This is a genomic window from Ralstonia sp. 110700041-2, assembly GCF_056280165.1.
This window is the reverse complement of record NZ_JBSFAI010000009.1, coordinates 73,814-92,218: the sequence shown is the minus strand read 5'-3', so window position 1 is coordinate 92,218 and position 18,405 is coordinate 73,814. Positions and strand designations below refer to the sequence as shown.

Below are 18,405 nucleotides of genomic sequence, written 5' to 3'. Positions count from 1 at the left end.
TTGTGCCCAGACCTAATCAAGTTAAACAATCAGCACATCCGAGGTTGGCATGCCAAGCGATTCCATCGGACACCATCGTGGCGATCAAGTGGTCGGTCGGCAGAGCGCGCTGCGCATCGCTCAACCGGTCGTCGATGCCGGTCGCGTGCGCGATCCGGTTTGCGGTATGGAGATTTCCCCTGCGCAGGCAGCAGCCAGCACGGAAGTCGGGCATCAGCGCTATTGGTTCTGTTCTCGGCACTGTGAGAAGACTTTTCTCGCTGATCCGGCGCGATATCTCTCGCATGACGCGCATGACGCGCATGACCACGACGGCGCGGCCCATGATCACGCGCCAACCGGAGTTGCTGCGGTGTCCGCAAGCACGAAGCAACTGGCCAAGGACCCCATCTGCGGAATGATGGTTGACAAGGCCACTGCCTTGTCCGCAGAGCGAGGAGGGCGAAAGTACTACTTCTGCAGCGAGAGCTGTCTGCACACGTTTGAGTCGCCGGAGTCCGAACTGAAGGCGATGAAGACGCGCGTCACCATTGCCTTGACCGGTGTGCTGGCGTTGGCGGTGTTACGCGCCGGGGCGTTTCTGGCCTTGGCTGCAGGTGCGACCCTGCTGACTTGGGCGCCCATTCCGGCGCTGCCTTGGTTCACATGGGGAATATGGCTGTTCCTGCTGGTGACCCCCGTACAGTTCATTGGAGGTTGGAGCTTCTACAAAGGCGCGTGGAACGCGGTCCGCACGCGCAACATCAACATGGATTTCCTGATCGCGCTGGGTACGTCGGTAGCGTACTTCTACAGCGTGGTCGTGTTGTTCTTCCCATCCTGGTTGCCGGTGAAGGTGGCCGAACGCGATGTCTACTTCGAGGTGTCCGCGGTCATCATCGCTTTTGTGCTGCTGGGCAAGTACATGGAGGAGATCATCAAAAAGAAGTCCTCCGCCGCAGTCCGTCGCCTGCTTGACCTCAAGCCCGCTGTGGCGCACGTGATTCGCGATGGCAAGGAAGTCGAGATTCCCGCCGAAAGCATCATGGTCTCGGAGCTGGTAGTGGTCCGCCCCGGCGAGAAGATTCCAACCGATGGCAAGGTGACGGACGGGCAAACCAGCGTGGACGAATCGATGCTGACCGGGGAGTCGATGCCAGTTGACAAGAAGCCTGGGGCAACGGTGATCGGCGGTACGCTGAACCGGTCAGGCGCCTTTACGTTCCAGGCGACCCGCATCGGTGCGGATACGGCGCTGGCGCAGATCATCAAGATGGTAGAAGACGCGCAGGCAAGCTCGGCACAGATTCAGCGGCTGGCCGACCAGGTGACCGGCTATTTTGTGCCGGCGGTCGTGGGCGTTGCACTGCTGGCTGTCATCGGATGGACGCTCGCGGGGCATTTCCCGCAGGGGCTGCTCGCCTTTATTGCCGTGCTTATCATCTCCTGCCCGTGCGCTCTGGGTGTAGCGACGCCTGCCGCCTTGATGGTCGGCGTGGGAAAAGGCGCGGACGCCGGCATCCTGATCCGCGGCGGCGAAGTGCTCGAACGCGCTGAGAAATTGACCACCGTTGTCTTTGACAAGACGGGCACGATTACGCGCGGCGAACCGACCGTGACCGATATCCTGCCGCTTGGGACACACCAGGAAGCCGAGCTGCTCAGTATTGCTGCAGCGGTCGAGTCCGGCTCGGAGCATCCGCTGGGCGAAGCGATCGTCCGTGCCGCACAGCATCGTGAGCTGGCGACGCGTAAGGCGAACAACATCCAGGCGCTGTCGGGGATGGGTATTCAGGGGGCCATCGACGGCCAGCAGGCCTGGCTAGGAAACCGGCGCATGCTCGCGCAGCAGGCCATCTCAGTCGATACGATTGAAGCGACGCTGGCCGGGCTGGAGGCTGATGGCAAGACAGCGATGCTGGCGGGGATCGGGCATGAACTGCTTGGCATCATCGCCGTGGCCGATACGGTCAAGCCAGAGGCGTCAGAGGCCATTGCCATGCTCAAGTCGCGCGGCATCAAGGTGGTTCTGCTCAGTGGGGATAACCAGCGCACCGCGCAAGCTATCGGGCGGCAGGTCGGCATCGAGCGCGTAATCGCAGAGGTCATGCCGGAAGACAAGGTCAAGACCATCCAGGGCTTGCAGAAGGACGGCGAGGTGGTTGCCATGGTCGGCGATGGGGTCAACGACGCGCCCGCGCTCGCTGCGGCGGATATCGGCGTCGCTATCGGCTCGGGCTCGGATGTGGCCAAGGAGACCGGCAGCATCATCCTGATCCGCAATGACGTACGCGACGTGGCGGCTTCCATCGAGTTGTCCCGCGCCACGATGCGCAAGATCAAGCAGAACCTGTTTTGGGCCTTCTTCTACAACACCATCGGCATTCCGGTGGCGGCTTTCGGCCTGCTCAATCCCATCCTGGCGGCGGCGGCGATGTCGCTGTCCTCGCTTAGCGTGGTGGCGAATTCGGCCATGCTCAAGCGCGTGCGGCTGACAAGTAAGGCGCAGGAGGTGCCGGCATGAAACCCGCTGTCTGGTTCTGTGCCGCCGTGGCGACGGCGCTGGCCGCCGCCATCCTCTATTGGTACGGAATCTCACTGTTCTCGGTGCTGGTTGCGCTGATTCTCCTGGCCTGTCCGGTCTGGGTGATCTGGATGAGTTTGCGTCTTTCACGGCAAACCAGACGAGAGGTTGAGGCGGCAGTGGAGCGGGAACTGAAATCGCGTAGGAAGTCGTAAGACGGAGGTGGAAAATGACCTGGCTTTCGCAAAACCTGATCTGGATCGTGCTGGGCGGATTGGTGGTGGTGTTCCTTTGGCGCAGCCAAGCGATGCGCTCCAGAGGCGGCGAGGGTGCCGGCATGATGCACGGCGCTCCAGATGCAAACAGTGACCCAGTGACCGGAAACCGGGTTGACCCGACCCACGCCATCACGGCCAATTTTGAAGGGAAGACGTTCTACTTCGAGTCTGAGCAATCTCGCGCGGTCTTTCAGCAGAATCCTTCACGTTTCGTCCACCAACACCATCGCCATCACGGCGGGTGCTGCTAGCCAGCCTTTTTTCAAGCCGATTGCCTGTGGACGAGGAGGCTCGCATGAATGATCAAATGAACCCTGAAGATGGGCCGCACGCGGCGCACAGGACAGTCTTCAGGTCCAGGTGGGTTTTGATAGGCTTCCTGCTTGTGATCGCCTATTTCCTGTTCACGGAACATCGGGCACACGTGATCCCGTTCCTGCCCTTCCTGTTGCTCGCTACTTGCCCGTTGATGCACCTGTTCATGCACCACGGCCACCAAGACGAAGGGGGCGAGCCGTCAACGCACGTACATCCAAAGGGAGAGTAACGATGCAGCACGACACACAATCCGGCTACGGGCTCTGGTCGTTGGTCATCATCAACTCGGCCATCTTCATCATCTTCGCTTTCAGCTTCACCAAGCCAAAGACCTCGCGTGACTGGCGGTCCTTCGGGGCCTTCTCGGCGTTTCTCGTGGCGCTGTTTACGGAGATGTACGGGTTCCCACTGACGATCTACTTGTTGCTGCCCTGGTTGAGCAAGCATTTTCCCGGTATCGATTTCCTCTCTCACGACGCGGGGCATTTGCTGGAGGTGATGTTCGGCTGGCGCGCTAATCCGCATTTCGGGCCGTTCCACATCCTAAGCAACCTGCTGATCTTCGGTGGTTTCATCATGCTCGCTTCCGCCTGGCGGGTGCTGTATCTGGCGCAGCAGCAGCACCGTCTGGCCACCGGTGGACTCTATACCCGCATGCGCCATCCGCAATATGTGGCGTTTGTCCTGATCATGCTCGGCTTCCTGCTGCAGTGGCCGACGTTGCTCACGCTGATCATGTTTCCAGTGCTGGTCTGGATGTATGTTCATCTCGCGCTGACTGAGGAGCGAGATGCGCTGGCCGAGTTCGGCCGGGCATACGAAGCGTATTGTGAGCGCACACCACGTTTCATCCCCCGTTGGAGCAGTGGTGCGTCGAAGGCGTCGTCTCATTGATCACGACATCCTCGGCAGGAGGCAACCCTTCGCAGCCGCTGTAACAGAGTCCGCCACTCTGATCCTCTTCTCCACGTAATGCACGTTGGCTTGGCTGGCGGCGCCCGAACCTTTCGTGGATTTCATGGGCACGCTTTTCCATGGCGTAGATTTCAAGCATCTGCCGGCCAACTGCTCACGTGATGGTCCCTTCTGTATCCCGCCATCATGTTTGTAGTACGGTTCTTTGCGGCGGGCGCCTTCTTTTAGTCGCCGCACAACGGCCAGTTAGGTCAAAGAGAAAGCGCTGCCCGCTGAGGCTCGCGTTGCTAGTGCGCTTGGCCGGCAAATTCGAGCGCCCGTTGATTGGGCCATTGCCCATGTCTGGATCATCACAACCGCCCATTGGATATGCAGCTAAGAGTCGCCGGAAACCTCACCGCACGTCAGTGTCGCAAGCGCTGCAAGCTTGGCGAACCGTTGCTTCTCCAACGTCGCAGTCACGATGGTCTGATGCCGGAATATAAGACTGCGCAAACGAGTAGGGCCAAGATGGCCCGTAAAGCCACTGGAATGCCGTCTCGGCCACCAAGTCGCGCACTGACCGACCTGTCTCAAGTGTGTGTGTCAGCGTGGCGCTAAGCGCTTCTTCCGAAGCGCGCCAGATATTGTCTTCCCCGGCTTTTCGCCTGGAGGCCCTCACGCCCGCAGCCATGGCGGCTACGAGCAACAGCCATGGTTGGAACCGCTCGGACCATGCATAGCGCGTCCAGCGCATCGGATGGCTCCATTTCAGCCATTCAGCGCTCCACGGCGTTGCCAGCGCGCGCACGGTTGGGCTCCAGAACTGGTCATACAGCCGTTCGTTGATTTCCGAGACGGCGCGCACATGCTCGAACAGGGCACGCGGGTATGGGAATTGAATGTCTTCGACGCGACGCGGCTCAAACGTGACCCCGCGTTGGGAGTTGTTCTGTGGCGGCGCATCGGAGTGTTCCGACAGCTTCATCTCGTACAAGCCGGGCGGCAGCGCCTCAATCGCATCGAGGCTTTGCAGGATCGCGCGATGCTCGTGACGCGCCACGCTTGCGGAGACGAAAATGCCGAGGTGTCCGACATGCGGGTTGGTGAGATACACGATTCGCTGGCCGGCGGCGACCAGAGCTTCCGTACTTTCGTACACGACGGGAATCCAGCCGAGCGCCTGGTGCGGTGGCGTGATGTTGTCGCCGTACGAGGCAAAGATGACGATCGGTTTGCAAATGCGCCGTAAGTCGACCGTGCACTTACCGTCGACATGCACTTCGCCGGTTTCCAACTTGTTGCCGACAAAAAGATCCTGGATGGTTGCGACCAGTTCTTCCCGGCTGAGAAAGTAAAAGCCATTCCACCAGCGCTCGAATTCCAAAAACCGGTCACCTTCACCATCCGGATCGGCGAAGACAGTGTAGAGCTTGGTCCAGAGCGCGGACTCAGGCTTGAGTGCCTCGAAGTTCTGTACCAGCCATGCACCGTCAAAACGGCCGTTGCCCAGATCGGCAAGAAAGTTTGCTGACCACACGCCGCCGGTGAACGCCCCGAGCAGGCGCATCGGGTTGACGCCTGCTTCGCCGGACCAGTACGAGAGCGGGGAGCCGTTGAGCACCGCAGGGCAGGCGACGCGCTCGCAGCAGTGGGCAGACAGGAGCATCACTTCCCAGCCGGCCTGGCAGTTGCCGTAGAGCACCGGCGCCTGCCCGTCATGCCGTCGCGCGACCTCCTCGACGAAGGTACGAAGCGCGTTCAGGACGTCGCCAAGGGTCTGTCCGCGGCAGGGGGCCGGGAAGAAGCTGACAAAGTAGACAGGATGGCCTTCGGCGAGGGCCATGCCGACTTCCGAATCGCGCTTGAAGCCCCCAATGCCCGGTCCGTGACCGGCACGCGGGTCGATGACGATGACGGGGGTTGCATCCGCCCGAACCTGTCGCTCCAGGTGGTCGGTGCCACAGCGCGTGATACGGAGCAGGGCATAGTTGGCCGGGCGCTCGAAGGTTCGCGCATCCAGTAGCAATTCGTAGTCGAAATGCAGCGGTGGCGGCAGGCCGGCCTCCTCATGGGCCAACATATTGTTGGCGCGTTGCCGCAGGATATCGATGAACAGAATCCACCGCTGCGTGACATCCACCCAGTAGTCCCACCCTTGCTCAAGAGGGGGCTCGGCAGGTGCCGGCTGTGGCTCGGCCTGGTGGTCCGGTTCGCTAACCAACCGCAGCGCCGGGGCTGCTACACCCGGCGCCGATCGGGCCGGACGTCGTTTGCGCTGTACCGTACGGTCTGTCATCACACCACCTCATCACTTCCTGTGAAAGTCGTGATGTCCGTCACCAGACAGTGCGGACACGGGCTGCAAATCATGCGGTGCAACTGCATGGGCCTTGTAGGCCAGCTTAGCCGCATCGGGCCGAACTTCGTTGTCGCAGGTCAGGTGAATTGAAGCGCGGGCTCTTTTCTGAGCCCGCGCGCAGACTTACTTGGTATCGGGATGGAAATGCTTGGACTTGTCCCTGCCCTTGGTGTCCTCGGCGGGGGCGGCCGCCGGCGCGCTGGCGGCGGAAGCGCCAGCTTTCTCGGCGACGTGCGAATGCGGTTTCATTTTGTGCGCGCCGGAGGCTTCGGATGCCATGGGCATGTCGTTGTCCGTGGCAAATACGCCGGCCGACATGGATGCGGCGGTTGCAAGCAGCAGTGCGGAAAGGATGGTTTTGCGGTTCACGTTGTGTCTCCTAGCGATAAAAGTTGGCGGTTCAGTTTTGCAGTCCATTCTGGGTGATGAGGGGCCACTATTGCACTGACTCCTGCTGGATAGCGACCGTGGCTTGATCCATGTCAAGCCGGATCGGCGCTCCATGTCTCATTTCACCCAGCCAATAGCAGGATGTTTGGTCTCGTACGCCATGCCCCAATGCTCTTGGGCAGGGGCGGTGGGTGCGGGGATGGTTTCCATGAGCGGGGTATCGGCAGTCTGCCAACTGCTTCCCGATGGGAAGCTGACCGGAAGGTGACTTTTCTGTCATGCATTCCAGTTGCTTGATCTTCAGGTGCATGTTTCTGGCACATGGGGGCTGAAATGGCGACGGGTAAGCTATTACCTGCTACGCAATTGGATCGAATATGCCTTGATCCAGGTAAAGCGATGCCGCCCATAAAGGTGTAACGTGAATTGTGCTTGGGGTTACACCTTGGGTTTCACGAGGAGGTGCACGATGATGGTTCACGGGTTCGACATGGCCGGCTATGGTCTCGCTCACTGGATCACGTTTGCCGTCATGGCGGTGGTATTGCTGTATCCCATCGGCCGAATCCTGATGCGGATCGGGTTGTCGCCTTTTTGGGCCATTCTGGTGCTGGTGCCATTCTTCAACCTGATCGGGCTTTGGGTGCTGGCATTTGTCGAATGGCCACGGCAAGGGTCTGGCCGTCCTGGCTAGTCGGATGCCATGAAATCGTTCAGCTGCCCGGATGGCACCATGGTTCGCAAGGCCATTCCCTCTCTGGTGTCCGCGTGCCTTGTGGCGTTTGCTGCCGCATGCATGGTGGGTGGGGCTTGGGCTGAGGAACCAGACGGCCGCACGCTCGTCGATCGCGTCGATACCCTGCTGTGGGGCAAGACGCTGCAAGGCGAGTTCCAGATGACGATCACCACACCGCGCTGGCAGCGCGCGCTTGACCTGCGCGCCTGGATGGAGCGGCCGCGGCGCTCGTTCATCCGCGTTCTGGCGCCGGCCAAGGAGGCCGGTATTGGGTCGCTGCGTATCGGCTCGGAGATGTGGAACTACCTGCCCAACATCGAGCGCACCATCAAGATTCCGCCGTCGATGATGCTGCAGCCCTGGATGGGCTCCGACTTCACCAACGACGACTTGGTCAAGCAAAGCAGCGCCGTGGATGACTACACGCATCGGGTTCTCCGCACGGAGGTGCTGAACGGCGCCGCGTCTTACGTGATTGAATCGATTCCCAAGCCGGATGCCGCCGTCGTGTGGGGAAAGATTCTCTACTGGATTCGGCAAGCGGATACGATTCCGCTCAAGCAGTATTACTACAACGAGCGCAACGAACTGGTGCGGGTCCTGACGTTCTCCGACGTTGGCCCGATGGGTGGCCGCACCATTCCGACCAAATGGGAAATGCGCCCCGTGAATGATCCAGGCCACGCAACCGTGATCGTCGTCAAGGCCGCGCGCTACGACCAGCCGATTGACGACGAACGCTTTACGCAGCGCAATCTGCAAAAGCCATGAATGCTGCAGCCGATACAGTCGTCAAGCTCGTAGGTGTCTCCAGGCTGTATCGGCAAGGTGCCAGCGTCGTGCATGCGCTGCAGCATATCAATCTGGAAATCCGCAAAGGCGACTTTGCGGTGCTGGTAGGGCCGTCCGGCTCGGGCAAGACAACGCTCCTGAACGTGATCGGTGGCTTGGACTCACCCACCGAAGGCCATGTCTGGGTCGACGGCAGCGAGATCGGGACACTGGGTAAAGCCGCGCTTTCGGACATCCGCTTGCGCAAGATCGGCTTCGTCTTCCAGGAGTTCAATCTGATTCCCGTTCTTTCCGCGCTAGAAAACGTGGAATTCGTGATGCTGTTGCAGGGGGTGCCAGAGATGCAGCGCCGGGACCGCGCCATGACGCTGCTCAAGGAACTGGGATTGGAAGGGATGGAGCACAGGCGTCCGCAGCAACTCTCCGGTGGGCAGCAGCAGCGCGTGGCGGTGGCGCGCGCCATCGCGGCCGAGCCGATCATCGTGCTGCCCGATGAGCCGACCGCCAATCTGGATTCCAAAGCCGGCGCCGCGCTCATGGACATGATGAAGGCCATGAATGAACGGCGCGGCGTGACGTTCGTGTTCTCCACCCACGACCCGATGGTGGTCGAACGCGCGCGGCGGGTCATTCGCCTGCGTGACGGCCGGATCGAAGCCGATGAGCGCCGACCGCCATGATGCTGCTGCCACTCGCCGTGCGCAATGTGCTGCGCAACCGCAGGCGTTCCGCCATCACCATCTCGTCGATCGCCATCGGCCTAGCGGCGATGATCTTCAACTGGGGATTCACCGCTGGCATGAACCGCGAGATGGTCGAGAACACCACGCGGTATTTCGCCGGCGATGCGCAGGTGCATCTCAAGGGCTACCACGACGATCCGATCCTTGATCTCGCCATGCCAGACTCGGCCCCCATCCTGCATGCCGTGCGCAACGAGGCTGGGGTGGCAGCCGCCAGCATCCGCCTGGAAACCAAAGCGCTGGCCAGCCGGGGCGACAAGTCGCGCGGCCTCATGCTCGTCGGCGTCGAGCCGGCAGACGAGGCGCAGGTGACGATGCTCTCGGACGCCATCGTGGCCGGGCAGCCGCTGACGACCGGCGCGCCCGGCGTGCTGATCGGGGAGATGCTTGCTGAAGCGCTCGCGGTGCGGCCCGGGCAGAACATCGTGTTCGTGGGGCAGGGCTACGACGGCTCGATATCGAGCGGAAAGTATCCGGTGCGCGGCATCTTCCGCAGCAAGATCGACGATCTCGACGGCTACGTCGCCGTGATGCCGCTGCCTGTTGTGCGGGAGTTTCTCTCCGCGCCCGGTGGCGCCACCGCCATCGCCCTGCGGCTGCGCGAGCGCTCGCGCCTGGAGCCGGTCAGCGCGGGGCTCGCCGAGCGCCTGGGAGATCGTTACGAAGTCGTGGGGTGGCCACGGCTGCTACCGATGGTAGCGGTCAGTTCGCGCTTTCACGAGGTCACGACCTACGTGGTGCTGTTGGTGTTCTTCGTGGTGGTCGTCTTCGCGGTGGCGAATCCTGTGCTGATGTCCGTGATGGAGCGCACGCGCGAATTCGGCATCATGCTTGCCGTCGGCATGAGCCGCACGCGCGTGCTTCGGCTGGTCCTGTATGAATCGATCCTTCTGGGCATCGTTGGCCTGATCGTCGGCAACGCCGTCGGCTGGACAGTGACGGCGTATTTCGCGCGCGCGGGTATCGATCTGCACGGTTTTGAAGCCGGGCTGCGCACGATGCCCGGGCTGTCCGACGTCGTCTATCCGGTGGTGAGCGCCGAGCGTGGCGTCGTGCTGTCAGTGGCGGTCTTCGTCATTGCCGGGCTGGCGGCACTGTATCCCGCTGCCAAGGCCGTGCAGTTGCGGCCCATCGAGGCGATTCGCGGGCTACCCGCTGCCATGCGGGTGTCGTCACGAAACACGGGCGATTCCCGCTTGCCGGTGTTCGTGCTGCTCGCACTGCGCAACCTGCTGCGCAATCCACGCCGCACGGCCCTCATGGCCGCAGGCGCTGCCTTCGGCATCGTGGGCTTTGTCTTCATCCTGGGGTTTTTCGACGGATTCTTCGACCAGACGATCGAGAACTCCACGCGTTATCTGACGGGGCACATCCAGGTCGAACGCAAGGGCTTTCGCAAGGATTATGCCCCCGAGCTTGCCATCGACGATGCCGTCTCGCTGCTGCAAGCCGTCCGGGGCACGCCTGGCGTGATTGCGGCTGCGCCGCGCACCCAGGTCCAGGCGTTGGCCAGCACGGCCTCGAAATCCGAAGGCATCATGCTCATCGGCATCGATCCGGTGGCGGAGGCTAAGGTCACGTTCATTTCCCGCACGGTTGTCCAGGGACGGGCGCTCATACCTGGCGCCGATCGCGAAGTCATGATTGGCCGCAGGCTCGCCGACAAGCTCGGTGTCCGCCTGGGCGAGAAGATCGTCGTCATGGCCCAGGCCGCCAACGGCGAGCTCGGCACGGCAGCCTACGGGGTGGGGGGCATTTTCTCGACGGAAAGTGCCAGTTTCGATGGCGCATTTGCTTTTGTCACGCTGCCAGCGGCGCAGTCGTTGCTTGCGCTCGGTTCACGCGTTTCCACCATCAATGTCCGGCTGGAGGATCGCGCGCACGTGTCCGCTGCCGTTGCCCTGCTACGCGCGCGTATCGGTGGCACCGACGTGACGCTGATACCGTGGCAGGAACTCTTGCCGCAGCTCGAAGACATGGTCCGGCTCCTGCGCGTGGTGAGCAGTATCATCCTGGCGGTGCTGCTTCTGGTGATTACCACGTCGGTCATCAATACCGTGTTCATGGCCGTCACCGAGCGCACGCGCGAGTTTGGCGTGATGCTGGCGCTTGGCACGTCGCCCGCCGCCTTGAGGCGCATGGTCGTATATGAGTCCATCGCCTTGCTGTTGATCGCGTCTGCCGTCGGGTATGGCGCCGGCATTGCGCTGGTGCTGTATCTTGGGCATGCCGGTATGGACCTGTCGAGCTTCTTCGCCGGATATTCCGCCATCCCCGGGTTGACCGGCATCGTTTATCCGCGCATTTTCGGTGCGACGGTGGTCCCGCCGGGTATTGCGCTGTTGATTGCCGGCGTGCTGGTTTCGCTCTATCCCGCGGCCAAGGCGGCGCGGCTCGATCCAGTGCAAGCGATACGCCATGTTTAAGCAAGCCGTGCCGTTCGGACTTCTGGCGGCTCTGGCCTTCGGAGCCTCGGCGCAGGAGACGTCGCAGTCCGGGTTGAAATTTTCCGGTTACTACAAGAGCTTGCTGGAGGAATCGGAAACCATCGTGCCCGGCGGGCAACGCTATCTGCTCGATCTCAATCGCCTGCGGCTGCAGTTGCAGGGCAAGCTCTCCGAGCACGTCGCCGTGGATCTGCAGTACGACAACGAATTGCTGTTCGGCAGCTACCTGCACACCGCACAGTTCGCAAGCCAGAGCAGTCTCGCGCCGGATCAGTACCTGGATCTCGACGGCAATTACCTGCGTGGCGGCTCGTACTACGGCCAGCACCGGCTGTATCGCGGCAACGTCACCCTGTCATCGGGCGACACCGATGTGCGCATCGGGCGGCAGCGCATCGCATGGGGAACGGGCCGTTTCTGGAGCCCGCTCGACCTGCTGAACCCCCTGAACCCGACTGCCATCGAGCGCGAGGAGCGCGTGGGTGTCGACGCGGTGCTGGCCGAGCACAAGCTGGGGCCCATCTCCCGCATCAGCGCTGTGTACGCGCCGGGGCACGGTGGCGCGGACTCCAGCGCGGCATTCAATTGGCACGCCAACACGCATGGCGTGGACTATTCCATTGTCGGCGGGCGCTTCGGCAATGAGCAGGTCGCCGGCTTCGATCTCGCGGGGCAGATCGGCACGGCGGGCATTCGTGGTGAGTTCACGCAAGTGCGTGCCAAGACTGGCTCGACCTATCAACGTGCCGTTCTCGCGCTCGATTATGCGTTTGCGAACACGCTCACGCTTAGCGCCGAGCTCTACTACAACGGCGCCGGCACGACCAATGCCGCCGCGTACGATTTCACGTCGCTGTTGACCGGCAAGATTCGCAGCGTTGCCAAGCACTATGCTGGTGGCTACATGAGCTACGAAATCACGCCGCTGCTCAAGTGGGAGGGCTATGTGGTGGTCAATTTGGACGACCATAGCCGTTTCGTTTCGCCCCTGCTGACCTATTCGATCAAGACGAATCTCGACTGGCAGATCGGCGCCCAGTTCTTTATGGGCAGCAGTGGCAGTGAGTTTGGACATTTCCATCACATCTACTACACGCAGATACAGTGGTTCTTCTAAAACGATAGTGCTTGCCGGCTGTCGACGTCCGGAAAGCTGGGCTCGGATGCGTGCATGGCGCGGCAATGGGGAAGGTGGGCAACGAGGAGAAGGAACATGGGCGTCATAACGCATGCGAATCCCGAACCAGCGGTGCGCGAGCGGGTGCCCGCTGAACTGCCACGGCTCTTGTACATCCTGCGCGCATTGGCCGGGGCAGGGTGGGCGCATTATGTGGAGCGGCTACGGATTGGCCGTGACGCACTCGAAGCTTCAGTTGAGGCGGTGCAAGCGACCGATCAGGATGCAAAGCGGCTGAGAGCTACGCTCGAAGGGCTGGGGCCCGCGTTCGTCAAGTTTGGCCAGCTTCTGAGCCTGCGGCGCGATATGTTGCCGGAGGTCTATATCGAGGAGCTGCAACGGCTCCAGGATGATGTCGCTGTTTTCCCTGGCGAGCAGGCGCGTGAGATTGTCGAGCGTGAACTGGGCAAATCCGTTCACGCGTTGTTCACCAGTTTCGATGAGACGCCCCTGGCTGCCGCGTCGATCGGCCAGGTCCATACGGCGCAGTTGATTGACGGCACCAGCGTGGTGGTCAAGGTGCAGCGCCCCGGCATCGAGCCCATCATTCATGCCGATGTCAGGATCATGCGCTTCTTGGCCCGTCAACTGGAGCGGTATGTGCCGGAGAGTCGCCGATTTGGCCCGGGCGATCTGGTGGAAGAGTTTGCCCGGCTCATCAACGAAGAATTGGACTATCAAGTCGAGGCGCGCAACGGCGATCTCCTGAGGGAGAATTTGCAGGATGATAAGCACGTCTTCGTGCCCCGCATCTTTTGGGAGCAGACCAGCCGACGTGTCTTGACCATGGAGCGCAGTTTCGGCAAGAAGCTTACGCATATTCCGTCGTCCGAACAGGAGAGCCGACGGCGCGTGGCGCAGGCGCTGATGGCATCGTTCTTGAAGCAGGTCTTCGAGGACGGCTTCTTTCACGGCGACCCGCATCCGGGCAACGTATTTTTGCTGGAGGACGGCCGGCTTTGCTTTCATGACTTTGGCATCATGGGACGGCTGTCCGCCTATGATCAGGAAGCCTTGGCCCAGTTGATTCTCGCCGTCAGTTCCGGCGAGGTGTCATGGATGGTGGATGCCTATTTCGAGATGGGGGTGGCGACCGAGGGGGTGGATCGTGAGGCATTTACCCGCGATGCTTCGCAGGCACTTGACGCATACTACGAAGCCGCCGGGAAAGGCTATTCGTTCGGCGAAATTGTCCGCCAGTTTGCGCTGCTCAGCCAGCGCCATCGGATCAAACTGCCGCGCCAGTTTCTGCTGGTCTCGAAAGCGTTCATGCTGGTCGAATCGCAAGCGTTGACGCTCGCCCCGGACTTCAACGCACTCGCGTCCTTGCGGGAATATGCGCCGCATTTGCTCGGCCGCAAACTATTGCAGGGGGCGAATGTACAGACCGAGTTCAGCAGGGGATTCCGCACCTTGCGCGCGCTGCATCACGCCGCCGCCTTGCTGCCCGACATTCTGAACCGCACGGTGGAGGCGCTCAGCAGCGGTAAGGCGACGCTGCATATCAAACACGACCAGTTGCAAGGATTGGAAGCGCATATCGACCGTGCAAGCAACCGGCTGAGCTTGAGCTTGATTATTGCGAGCGTCGTGATTGGCTCCTCAATCGTCATGGCGTTCCACAGCGGTCCGCACTATGCGGGCATTCCAGTGCTGGGGCTTCTGGGTTTCGTCGTCGCCAGCGTGATGGGCCTCGCTTGGGCGGTTGCGATCCTGCGATCAGGAAAGTTCTAGAGGCGCCGCTACAAGCAATGGGGCCTCGAAAGCAACGATGCAGCGCTCCGCTAAAAGACGGCGATGGCACCCGTGGCCAACTCCCGTATCAGCGCTGGAAGCGCCGCCAAATGCTGCGCGGTCAGCTCGCGAACTTGCCGCTGCCGCGCAGCGGAGAACCCACCCGCCGCTGCAAGGTCGATCGCCACCAACTGAGGCTGGTCGACCGGGTGGCCGATTGCCGAGAGCAGCCTGACCGTCACTTCATCCACGCCTTCGATGTCGGCATGAATGCTCGCCGCCAATCGATGTGCCAGCACGTTGTAGAGCTTGCCGACATGCGCGGCCGGATTCTTTCCCGCTGCCGCTTCCAATGACATCGGGCGGTACGGCGTGATCAAGCCGTTGACGCGATTGCCGCGGCCGACCTCGCCATCGTCGCCGTGCTCCGCACTTAACCCGGTCACGGTCAGGTAAATTCCGCTCTCGTCAAGCGTAGCTGGGTCATCCAGGGTGTTGATCCCGATATGGCACGCCGTCGGCAGACACCCAGCCAGGTACGCTGCCAATCGGCCCTTGAGTGTGAAATAGTCTTCAATACTTCCCACGTCTCGGTCGACGAGTGCGAGCGCCACGGTAAGGCCGAAGTGCGCGCCCAGCCGGTGCCCCATGATCTTAAAATCCGCCCCAGCCGCATCAAAGGCGCTGCGAAATTCGTTGGAGCGCAGGACGCGCGCAGCGCAAAGGACCGTGTCTTCGAGTCGGGAGCGGGGTGCGTACCCGACGCCGAAGGAGGTGTCGTTGGCCAGCGGAAGCGCCGCCTGCTGGATAACACGCTGAAGATTCGGCGCCGAAGGCCTCAAAACAAGCTCGATGCCGATGTCATTGCCTGCCTTTCCCAAGGTTGCCACCAGGTATTCGCGGATGGATTGCTCGACGAGTGACGTGGCCGAAGCCGACGGCAACTCGGTCACGGGGCCGCAGACGATCAGCCGCGCGGGACGCAGAACTTTGCCGCCGCCGAACCGTGGCTGGCTGATGCCTCCGATTAACAGCGCCTTATCCAGGTTGAAGTGCTGAATCGCTCCGTATGCTTGCAGATAGGCTCGGGATAGGGCGCAGGCTGCCGCCTCGACGGCGCCATCGCACAGGCTGTCCGGATGGCCGAAGCCCTTGTGCTCGGCAATTTCGGTTTGTGTGGCTTCCAGCGTCGACGTGGTCGAGATGGAGAGTGCAATTTCGCCGACAGTCCGCATGATAAGACGCTCCTGCCCAAATCCGATTGGGTCATTCTATTCACTGGCAGTCCAGTTTGGTATTAAGACCGTCCCCTCGGGGGTCGCGATTGTGGGCCTTGAGCGACATCAACAAATTCGCCGCCCGAGTGACTAGCATGGAAACAGGACACCCGGAGCGGCATGGGCTCTTGTGTGGCAGGAACGGCATGGTTGGCCCATGCGCGGTGTTCCCATGCCTCCGGGGCTAAGAATCTCGAAAATGGAGGTGTCTGATGCGAGCAGCATGGTCAGTCGTTGTTGCGGTAATTTTGGCAATCAGCCTCTCGGGGTGCGGCTATAACACCATTCAAGCGCAGGATGAACAGGTCAAGGCAGGCTGGTCTGAAGTCGTGAACCAATACCAGCGGCGCGCCGACCTGGTACCGAACCTGGTCAACACGGTCAAGGGTTACGCAAGTCATGAGAAAGAGGTGTTGACGGAGGTGACTGAGGCTCGCGCGCGTGTCGGCGCCATCCAAGCCTCGCCTGCGTTGCTCAATGATCCGCAGGCGTTTGCCCGATTCCAGTCGGCGCAGCAGCAGTTGACCGGATCGCTGTCCCGACTCCTTGCCGTGTCGGAGAACTACCCGCAGTTGAAGGCAGATGCTGGGTTTCGCGATCTGCAAGCACAGCTTGAGGGGACCGAGAACCGGATCACCATTGCACGAAATCGGTACATCCAATCGGTACAGAGCTACAACGTGACCGTGCGCTCATTTCCATCGAATCTGACCGCGAAGGCCTTCGGCTATCAGGAGAAGCCCAATTTCACCGTTGCCAACGAGACGGCCATTGCCAAGCCGCCCCAGGTGGAATTCGGTTCGCCGTCCGCCAGTGCGCCGGGGAGCTCCAAGTGAACCTCCTCAAAATCGCGCGTGGCTTGCTTGTGGCAGCGGCTGCGCTCGTCTCTTTTGGGGCGGTTGCCGAAGTTGCCGTGCCACCCTTGACGGCGCGGGTGACTGACCAGACCGGCACACTCACGCCTGGGCAACTAGCAGAGCTAGAACAGACGCTGCAAGCCTTCGAAAACAAAAAGGGCGTGCAGATCGCTGTACTGATCGTGCCCAGCACACTGCCCGAAGCCATCGAACAGTATTCGCTGCGCGTGGTCGAGCAATGGAAGTTGGGGCGAAAGCGCGTCGACGACGGCGCACTGCTGATCATCGCTAAAGACGACCGCACACTTCGCATTGAAGTCGGGTACGGGTTGGAAGGTGTCCTAACCGATGCGACAAGCAAGCGCATCATTAGCGAAGTCATCTCGCCGCGGTTCAAGACTGGCGATTTTTATGGCGGCGTGAAAGACGGTGTTCAGAGTATGCAAGCCGTGATTGAGGGTGAAGCACTGCCGCCCCCCTCACGGTCGACGCGCGACGGAGGCGTATCCGTTCGGTCCTATATGCCTGTCATTCTGGTGTTGACGTTGGTGTTTGGCGGCGCGCTGCGAGACTTCCTTGGCCGTTTTCCGGGGGCGGTTGCAGCGGGCGGCGCCGTCGCCCTAGTCGCTTGGTTGCTTTCGGGCGCCATTTTTGTCGCGTTTACGGCGGGAGTGATCGCGCTCATCTATACGCTATTGGGTCCGGGCATGGTTGGGCACGGAGGCTCTTGGTCTACAGGCTCACGCTCGGGCCGCGGGGGATTCGGCGGTGGCAGCGGCGGTTTCGGCGGTGGCAGCGGCGGTTTCGGTGGAGGCGGCGGTGGTTTCGGTGGTGGTGGTGCCTCGGGAAAATGGTGATGGAAAACATCAAGCGAATTCTTTCCCATCTACTGACGACGCACTGGCGCGTCAGGCGAGCGTTCCCGCGCAAGGCGATGCGGGCCATCGGGCAAGCGATCGCTCAAAGCGAGTCGTCCCATGTCGGGCATCTGTGCTTTGCCGTGGAAGGCGCGTTGAGCTTCTCTGCGCTATGGAAGGGGGTGACGGCGCGGGAACGGGCTCTTGAAGTCTTTTCGCAACTGCGTGTGTGGGACACAGAGCAGAACAACGGCGTCCTGATTTATCTATTGCTGGCGGACCGCAGTGTCGAGATCGTTGCCGACCGTGGCATTCACGCGCGGGTTGGTGCTCAAGGATGGCAGGCGATCTGCAGCCAGATGGAAGCCGCGTGTCGGCGCGCCGAATATGAGCGCGGTGTGATCGACGGGATACGATCCATCACGCTGCGCCTGACGCAGCATTTCCCGGCGCGCGACCGGCGCGAGCAGAGGTTGCCCGGCAAGCCGGTCATCCTGTGAAGACGCAGAAATCTCTGTTTGATATTTGCGAAGTCGCGGTAGGAGGTGAATATGTTGTCTCTGCGCTCATTTGTTCCCTACGCTGCGGTGATTTGTGTCTTGGCGCTGCCGTCGGTGGAAACGCTCGCGCAAGCGCGGCTCGAACGTGAGGGCGTCGTCCTCTACTGGGGGTTGATTCCCGCCGCCATCGCCTCGGAAAGGCTCGACTTGGAGGAGTCGCATGGCGCACCTTCACCGGGAGGCGGCCGCCCTCACCACTTGCTAGTGGCGTTGTTTCGTGCCGACGGCTCCCGTATCACAGATGCCGTGGTGCGTGCGCAACTCAAGGAAGTCGGGATCGTTGATTCGCCGCCGAAGTATCTGACGCCCATGGTTATCAACGGCCAGGTTTCCTACGGCCAGGTGTTCACCTCGGTGCTGAGTGGGCGCGTGTATTTCCGCGTACTGGTGAAACTTGTTGACCGAACGAATGACATCGAATATCGGATTTCGGTCTCGCCTCCGCACATCGGCGGAAGTGAACCTTGATACCGGATGGAG

18 protein-coding genes are annotated in these 18,405 nt (G+C 61.3%); 15 read left to right on the top strand and 3 right to left on the bottom strand.

Annotation, left to right across the window (positions count from 1 at the left end):
• The first annotated feature begins 49 nt into the window (after window positions 1-49).
• From ACUXH0_RS14955 to ACUXH0_RS14935, 5 genes are read left to right on the top strand one after another with little or no spacing between them, the layout of a single operon-like run.
• Window positions 50-2,503, top strand: coding sequence for a heavy metal translocating P-type ATPase (locus tag ACUXH0_RS14955; protein WP_004635213.1), 2,454 nt, complete (start codon window positions 50-52; stop codon window positions 2,501-2,503).
• On the top strand, window positions 2,500-2,718 hold the full coding sequence (locus tag ACUXH0_RS14950; protein ID WP_004635211.1) for a hypothetical protein: 219 nt from the start codon (window positions 2,500-2,502) through the stop codon (window positions 2,716-2,718). The genes ACUXH0_RS14955 and ACUXH0_RS14950 overlap by 4 nt, the downstream gene beginning before the upstream one ends.
• Window positions 2,719-2,732: 14 nt before the next feature.
• Window positions 2,733-3,032 carry a YHS domain-containing protein gene (locus ACUXH0_RS14945; RefSeq protein ID WP_004635209.1) on the top strand — a complete coding sequence of 100 codons (300 nt, stop codon included), beginning with the start codon at window positions 2,733-2,735 and terminating at the stop codon, window positions 3,030-3,032.
• A gap of 44 nt (window positions 3,033-3,076) precedes the next feature.
• Window positions 3,077-3,328, top strand: a complete 252-nt coding sequence (locus ACUXH0_RS14940; protein ID WP_004635207.1) for a DUF2933 domain-containing protein — start codon at window positions 3,077-3,079, stop codon at window positions 3,326-3,328.
• Between the two features lie 2 nt (window positions 3,329-3,330).
• The gene (locus ACUXH0_RS14935) at window positions 3,331-3,993 is read left to right on the top strand and encodes a methyltransferase family protein (RefSeq protein WP_004635205.1); all 663 of its coding nucleotides are present in this window, start codon (window positions 3,331-3,333) and stop codon (window positions 3,991-3,993) included.
• 415 nt (window positions 3,994-4,408) lie between these two features.
• On the opposite strand, the gene ACUXH0_RS14930 is transcribed toward ACUXH0_RS14935, so the two are convergent.
• Entirely contained in the window at window positions 4,409-6,292 is a 1,884-nt protein-coding gene (locus ACUXH0_RS14930) for a DUF3141 domain-containing protein (RefSeq protein ID WP_004635203.1), read from the bottom strand.
• A 186-nt stretch (window positions 6,293-6,478) separates the two neighbouring features.
• The gene (locus tag ACUXH0_RS14925; RefSeq protein ID WP_004635201.1) at window positions 6,479-6,724 is read right to left on the bottom strand and encodes a hypothetical protein; all 246 of its coding nucleotides are present in this window, start codon (window positions 6,722-6,724) and stop codon (window positions 6,479-6,481) included.
• A 490-nt stretch (window positions 6,725-7,214) separates the two neighbouring features.
• On the opposite strand from ACUXH0_RS14925, the gene ACUXH0_RS14920 reads away from it, so the two are divergent.
• The 6 genes from ACUXH0_RS14920 (at window position 7,215) to ACUXH0_RS14895 (ending at window position 14,374) form a co-directional block, all read left to right on the top strand.
• Entirely contained in the window at window positions 7,215-7,439 is a 225-nt protein-coding gene (locus tag ACUXH0_RS14920) for a hypothetical protein (RefSeq protein ID WP_004635200.1), read from the top strand.
• Window positions 7,440-7,448: 9 nt separating this feature from the next.
• A complete protein-coding gene (locus ACUXH0_RS14915; RefSeq protein WP_021197388.1) occupies window positions 7,449-8,252 on the top strand; it encodes an outer membrane lipoprotein-sorting protein in 804 nt (267 codons plus the stop codon).
• Window positions 8,249-8,953 carry an ABC transporter ATP-binding protein gene (locus ACUXH0_RS14910; RefSeq protein ID WP_004635197.1) on the top strand — a complete coding sequence of 235 codons (705 nt, stop codon included), beginning with the start codon at window positions 8,249-8,251 and terminating at the stop codon, window positions 8,951-8,953. Before ACUXH0_RS14915 ends, ACUXH0_RS14910 begins: the two co-directional genes overlap by 4 nt.
• Window positions 8,950-11,442, top strand: coding sequence for an ABC transporter permease (locus ACUXH0_RS14905; RefSeq protein WP_182594180.1), 2,493 nt, complete (start codon window positions 8,950-8,952; stop codon window positions 11,440-11,442). Before ACUXH0_RS14910 ends, ACUXH0_RS14905 begins: the two co-directional genes overlap by 4 nt.
• Window positions 11,435-12,580 carry a hypothetical protein gene (locus tag ACUXH0_RS14900; RefSeq protein WP_004635189.1) on the top strand — a complete coding sequence of 382 codons (1,146 nt, stop codon included), beginning with the start codon at window positions 11,435-11,437 and terminating at the stop codon, window positions 12,578-12,580. The genes ACUXH0_RS14905 and ACUXH0_RS14900 overlap by 8 nt, the downstream gene beginning before the upstream one ends.
• 96 nt (window positions 12,581-12,676) lie before the next feature.
• Entirely contained in the window at window positions 12,677-14,374 is a 1,698-nt protein-coding gene (locus ACUXH0_RS14895) for an ABC1 kinase family protein (RefSeq protein ID WP_004635187.1), read from the top strand.
• 50 nt (window positions 14,375-14,424) lie between these two features.
• Here ACUXH0_RS14895 and ACUXH0_RS14890 read toward each other — a convergent pair whose 3' ends face one another.
• On the bottom strand, window positions 14,425-15,609 hold the full coding sequence (locus ACUXH0_RS14890; RefSeq protein WP_004635185.1) for a methionine adenosyltransferase: 1,185 nt from the start codon (window positions 15,607-15,609) through the stop codon (window positions 14,425-14,427).
• 254 nt (window positions 15,610-15,863) lie between these two features.
• Between ACUXH0_RS14890 and ACUXH0_RS14885 the strand changes: the two genes are divergently transcribed.
• The 4 genes from ACUXH0_RS14885 to ACUXH0_RS14870 are packed head-to-tail and all read left to right on the top strand — an operon-like array spanning window position 15,864 to window position 18,393.
• Window positions 15,864-16,487 carry a LemA family protein gene (locus tag ACUXH0_RS14885; RefSeq protein WP_004635183.1) on the top strand — a complete coding sequence of 208 codons (624 nt, stop codon included), beginning with the start codon at window positions 15,864-15,866 and terminating at the stop codon, window positions 16,485-16,487.
• A complete protein-coding gene (locus tag ACUXH0_RS14880; protein ID WP_004635180.1) occupies window positions 16,484-17,365 on the top strand; it encodes a TPM domain-containing protein in 882 nt (293 codons plus the stop codon). The genes ACUXH0_RS14885 and ACUXH0_RS14880 overlap by 4 nt, the downstream gene beginning before the upstream one ends.
• Complete coding sequence (locus ACUXH0_RS14875) at window positions 17,365-17,865, top strand: TPM domain-containing protein (RefSeq protein ID WP_004635178.1); 501 nt, start codon at window positions 17,365-17,367, stop codon at window positions 17,863-17,865. Before ACUXH0_RS14880 ends, ACUXH0_RS14875 begins: the two co-directional genes overlap by 1 nt.
• A 51-nt stretch (window positions 17,866-17,916) precedes the next feature.
• Window positions 17,917-18,393 (top strand): hypothetical protein, encoded by a 477-nt coding sequence (locus ACUXH0_RS14870; RefSeq protein ID WP_009241694.1) that lies wholly within the window; start codon window positions 17,917-17,919, stop codon window positions 18,391-18,393.
• Window positions 18,394-18,405 lie beyond the last annotated feature (12 nt).

Coding starts and splice junctions, on each gene's coding strand:
- ACUXH0_RS14955 (WP_004635213.1), top strand. CDS start 50: ATGCCAAGCGATTCCATCGGACACCATCGTGGCGATCAAGTGGTCGGT.
- ACUXH0_RS14950 (WP_004635211.1), top strand. CDS start 2,500: ATGAAACCCGCTGTCTGGTTCTGTGCCGCCGTGGCGACGGCGCTGGCC.
- ACUXH0_RS14945 (WP_004635209.1), top strand. CDS start 2,733: ATGACCTGGCTTTCGCAAAACCTGATCTGGATCGTGCTGGGCGGATTG.
- ACUXH0_RS14940 (WP_004635207.1), top strand. CDS start 3,077: ATGAATGATCAAATGAACCCTGAAGATGGGCCGCACGCGGCGCACAGG.
- ACUXH0_RS14935 (WP_004635205.1), top strand. CDS start 3,331: ATGCAGCACGACACACAATCCGGCTACGGGCTCTGGTCGTTGGTCATC.
- ACUXH0_RS14930 (WP_004635203.1), bottom strand. CDS start 6,292: ATGACAGACCGTACGGTACAGCGCAAACGACGTCCGGCCCGATCGGCG.
- ACUXH0_RS14920 (WP_004635200.1), top strand. CDS start 7,215: ATGATGGTTCACGGGTTCGACATGGCCGGCTATGGTCTCGCTCACTGG.
- ACUXH0_RS14915 (WP_021197388.1), top strand. CDS start 7,449: ATGAAATCGTTCAGCTGCCCGGATGGCACCATGGTTCGCAAGGCCATT.
- ACUXH0_RS14910 (WP_004635197.1), top strand. CDS start 8,249: ATGAATGCTGCAGCCGATACAGTCGTCAAGCTCGTAGGTGTCTCCAGG.
- ACUXH0_RS14905 (WP_182594180.1), top strand. CDS start 8,950: ATGATGCTGCTGCCACTCGCCGTGCGCAATGTGCTGCGCAACCGCAGG.
- ACUXH0_RS14900 (WP_004635189.1), top strand. CDS start 11,435: ATGTTTAAGCAAGCCGTGCCGTTCGGACTTCTGGCGGCTCTGGCCTTC.
- ACUXH0_RS14895 (WP_004635187.1), top strand. CDS start 12,677: ATGGGCGTCATAACGCATGCGAATCCCGAACCAGCGGTGCGCGAGCGG.
- ACUXH0_RS14890 (WP_004635185.1), bottom strand. CDS start 15,609: ATGCGGACTGTCGGCGAAATTGCACTCTCCATCTCGACCACGTCGACG.
- ACUXH0_RS14885 (WP_004635183.1), top strand. CDS start 15,864: ATGCGAGCAGCATGGTCAGTCGTTGTTGCGGTAATTTTGGCAATCAGC.
- ACUXH0_RS14875 (WP_004635178.1), top strand. CDS start 17,365: ATGGAAAACATCAAGCGAATTCTTTCCCATCTACTGACGACGCACTGG.
- ACUXH0_RS14870 (WP_009241694.1), top strand. CDS start 17,917: ATGTTGTCTCTGCGCTCATTTGTTCCCTACGCTGCGGTGATTTGTGTC.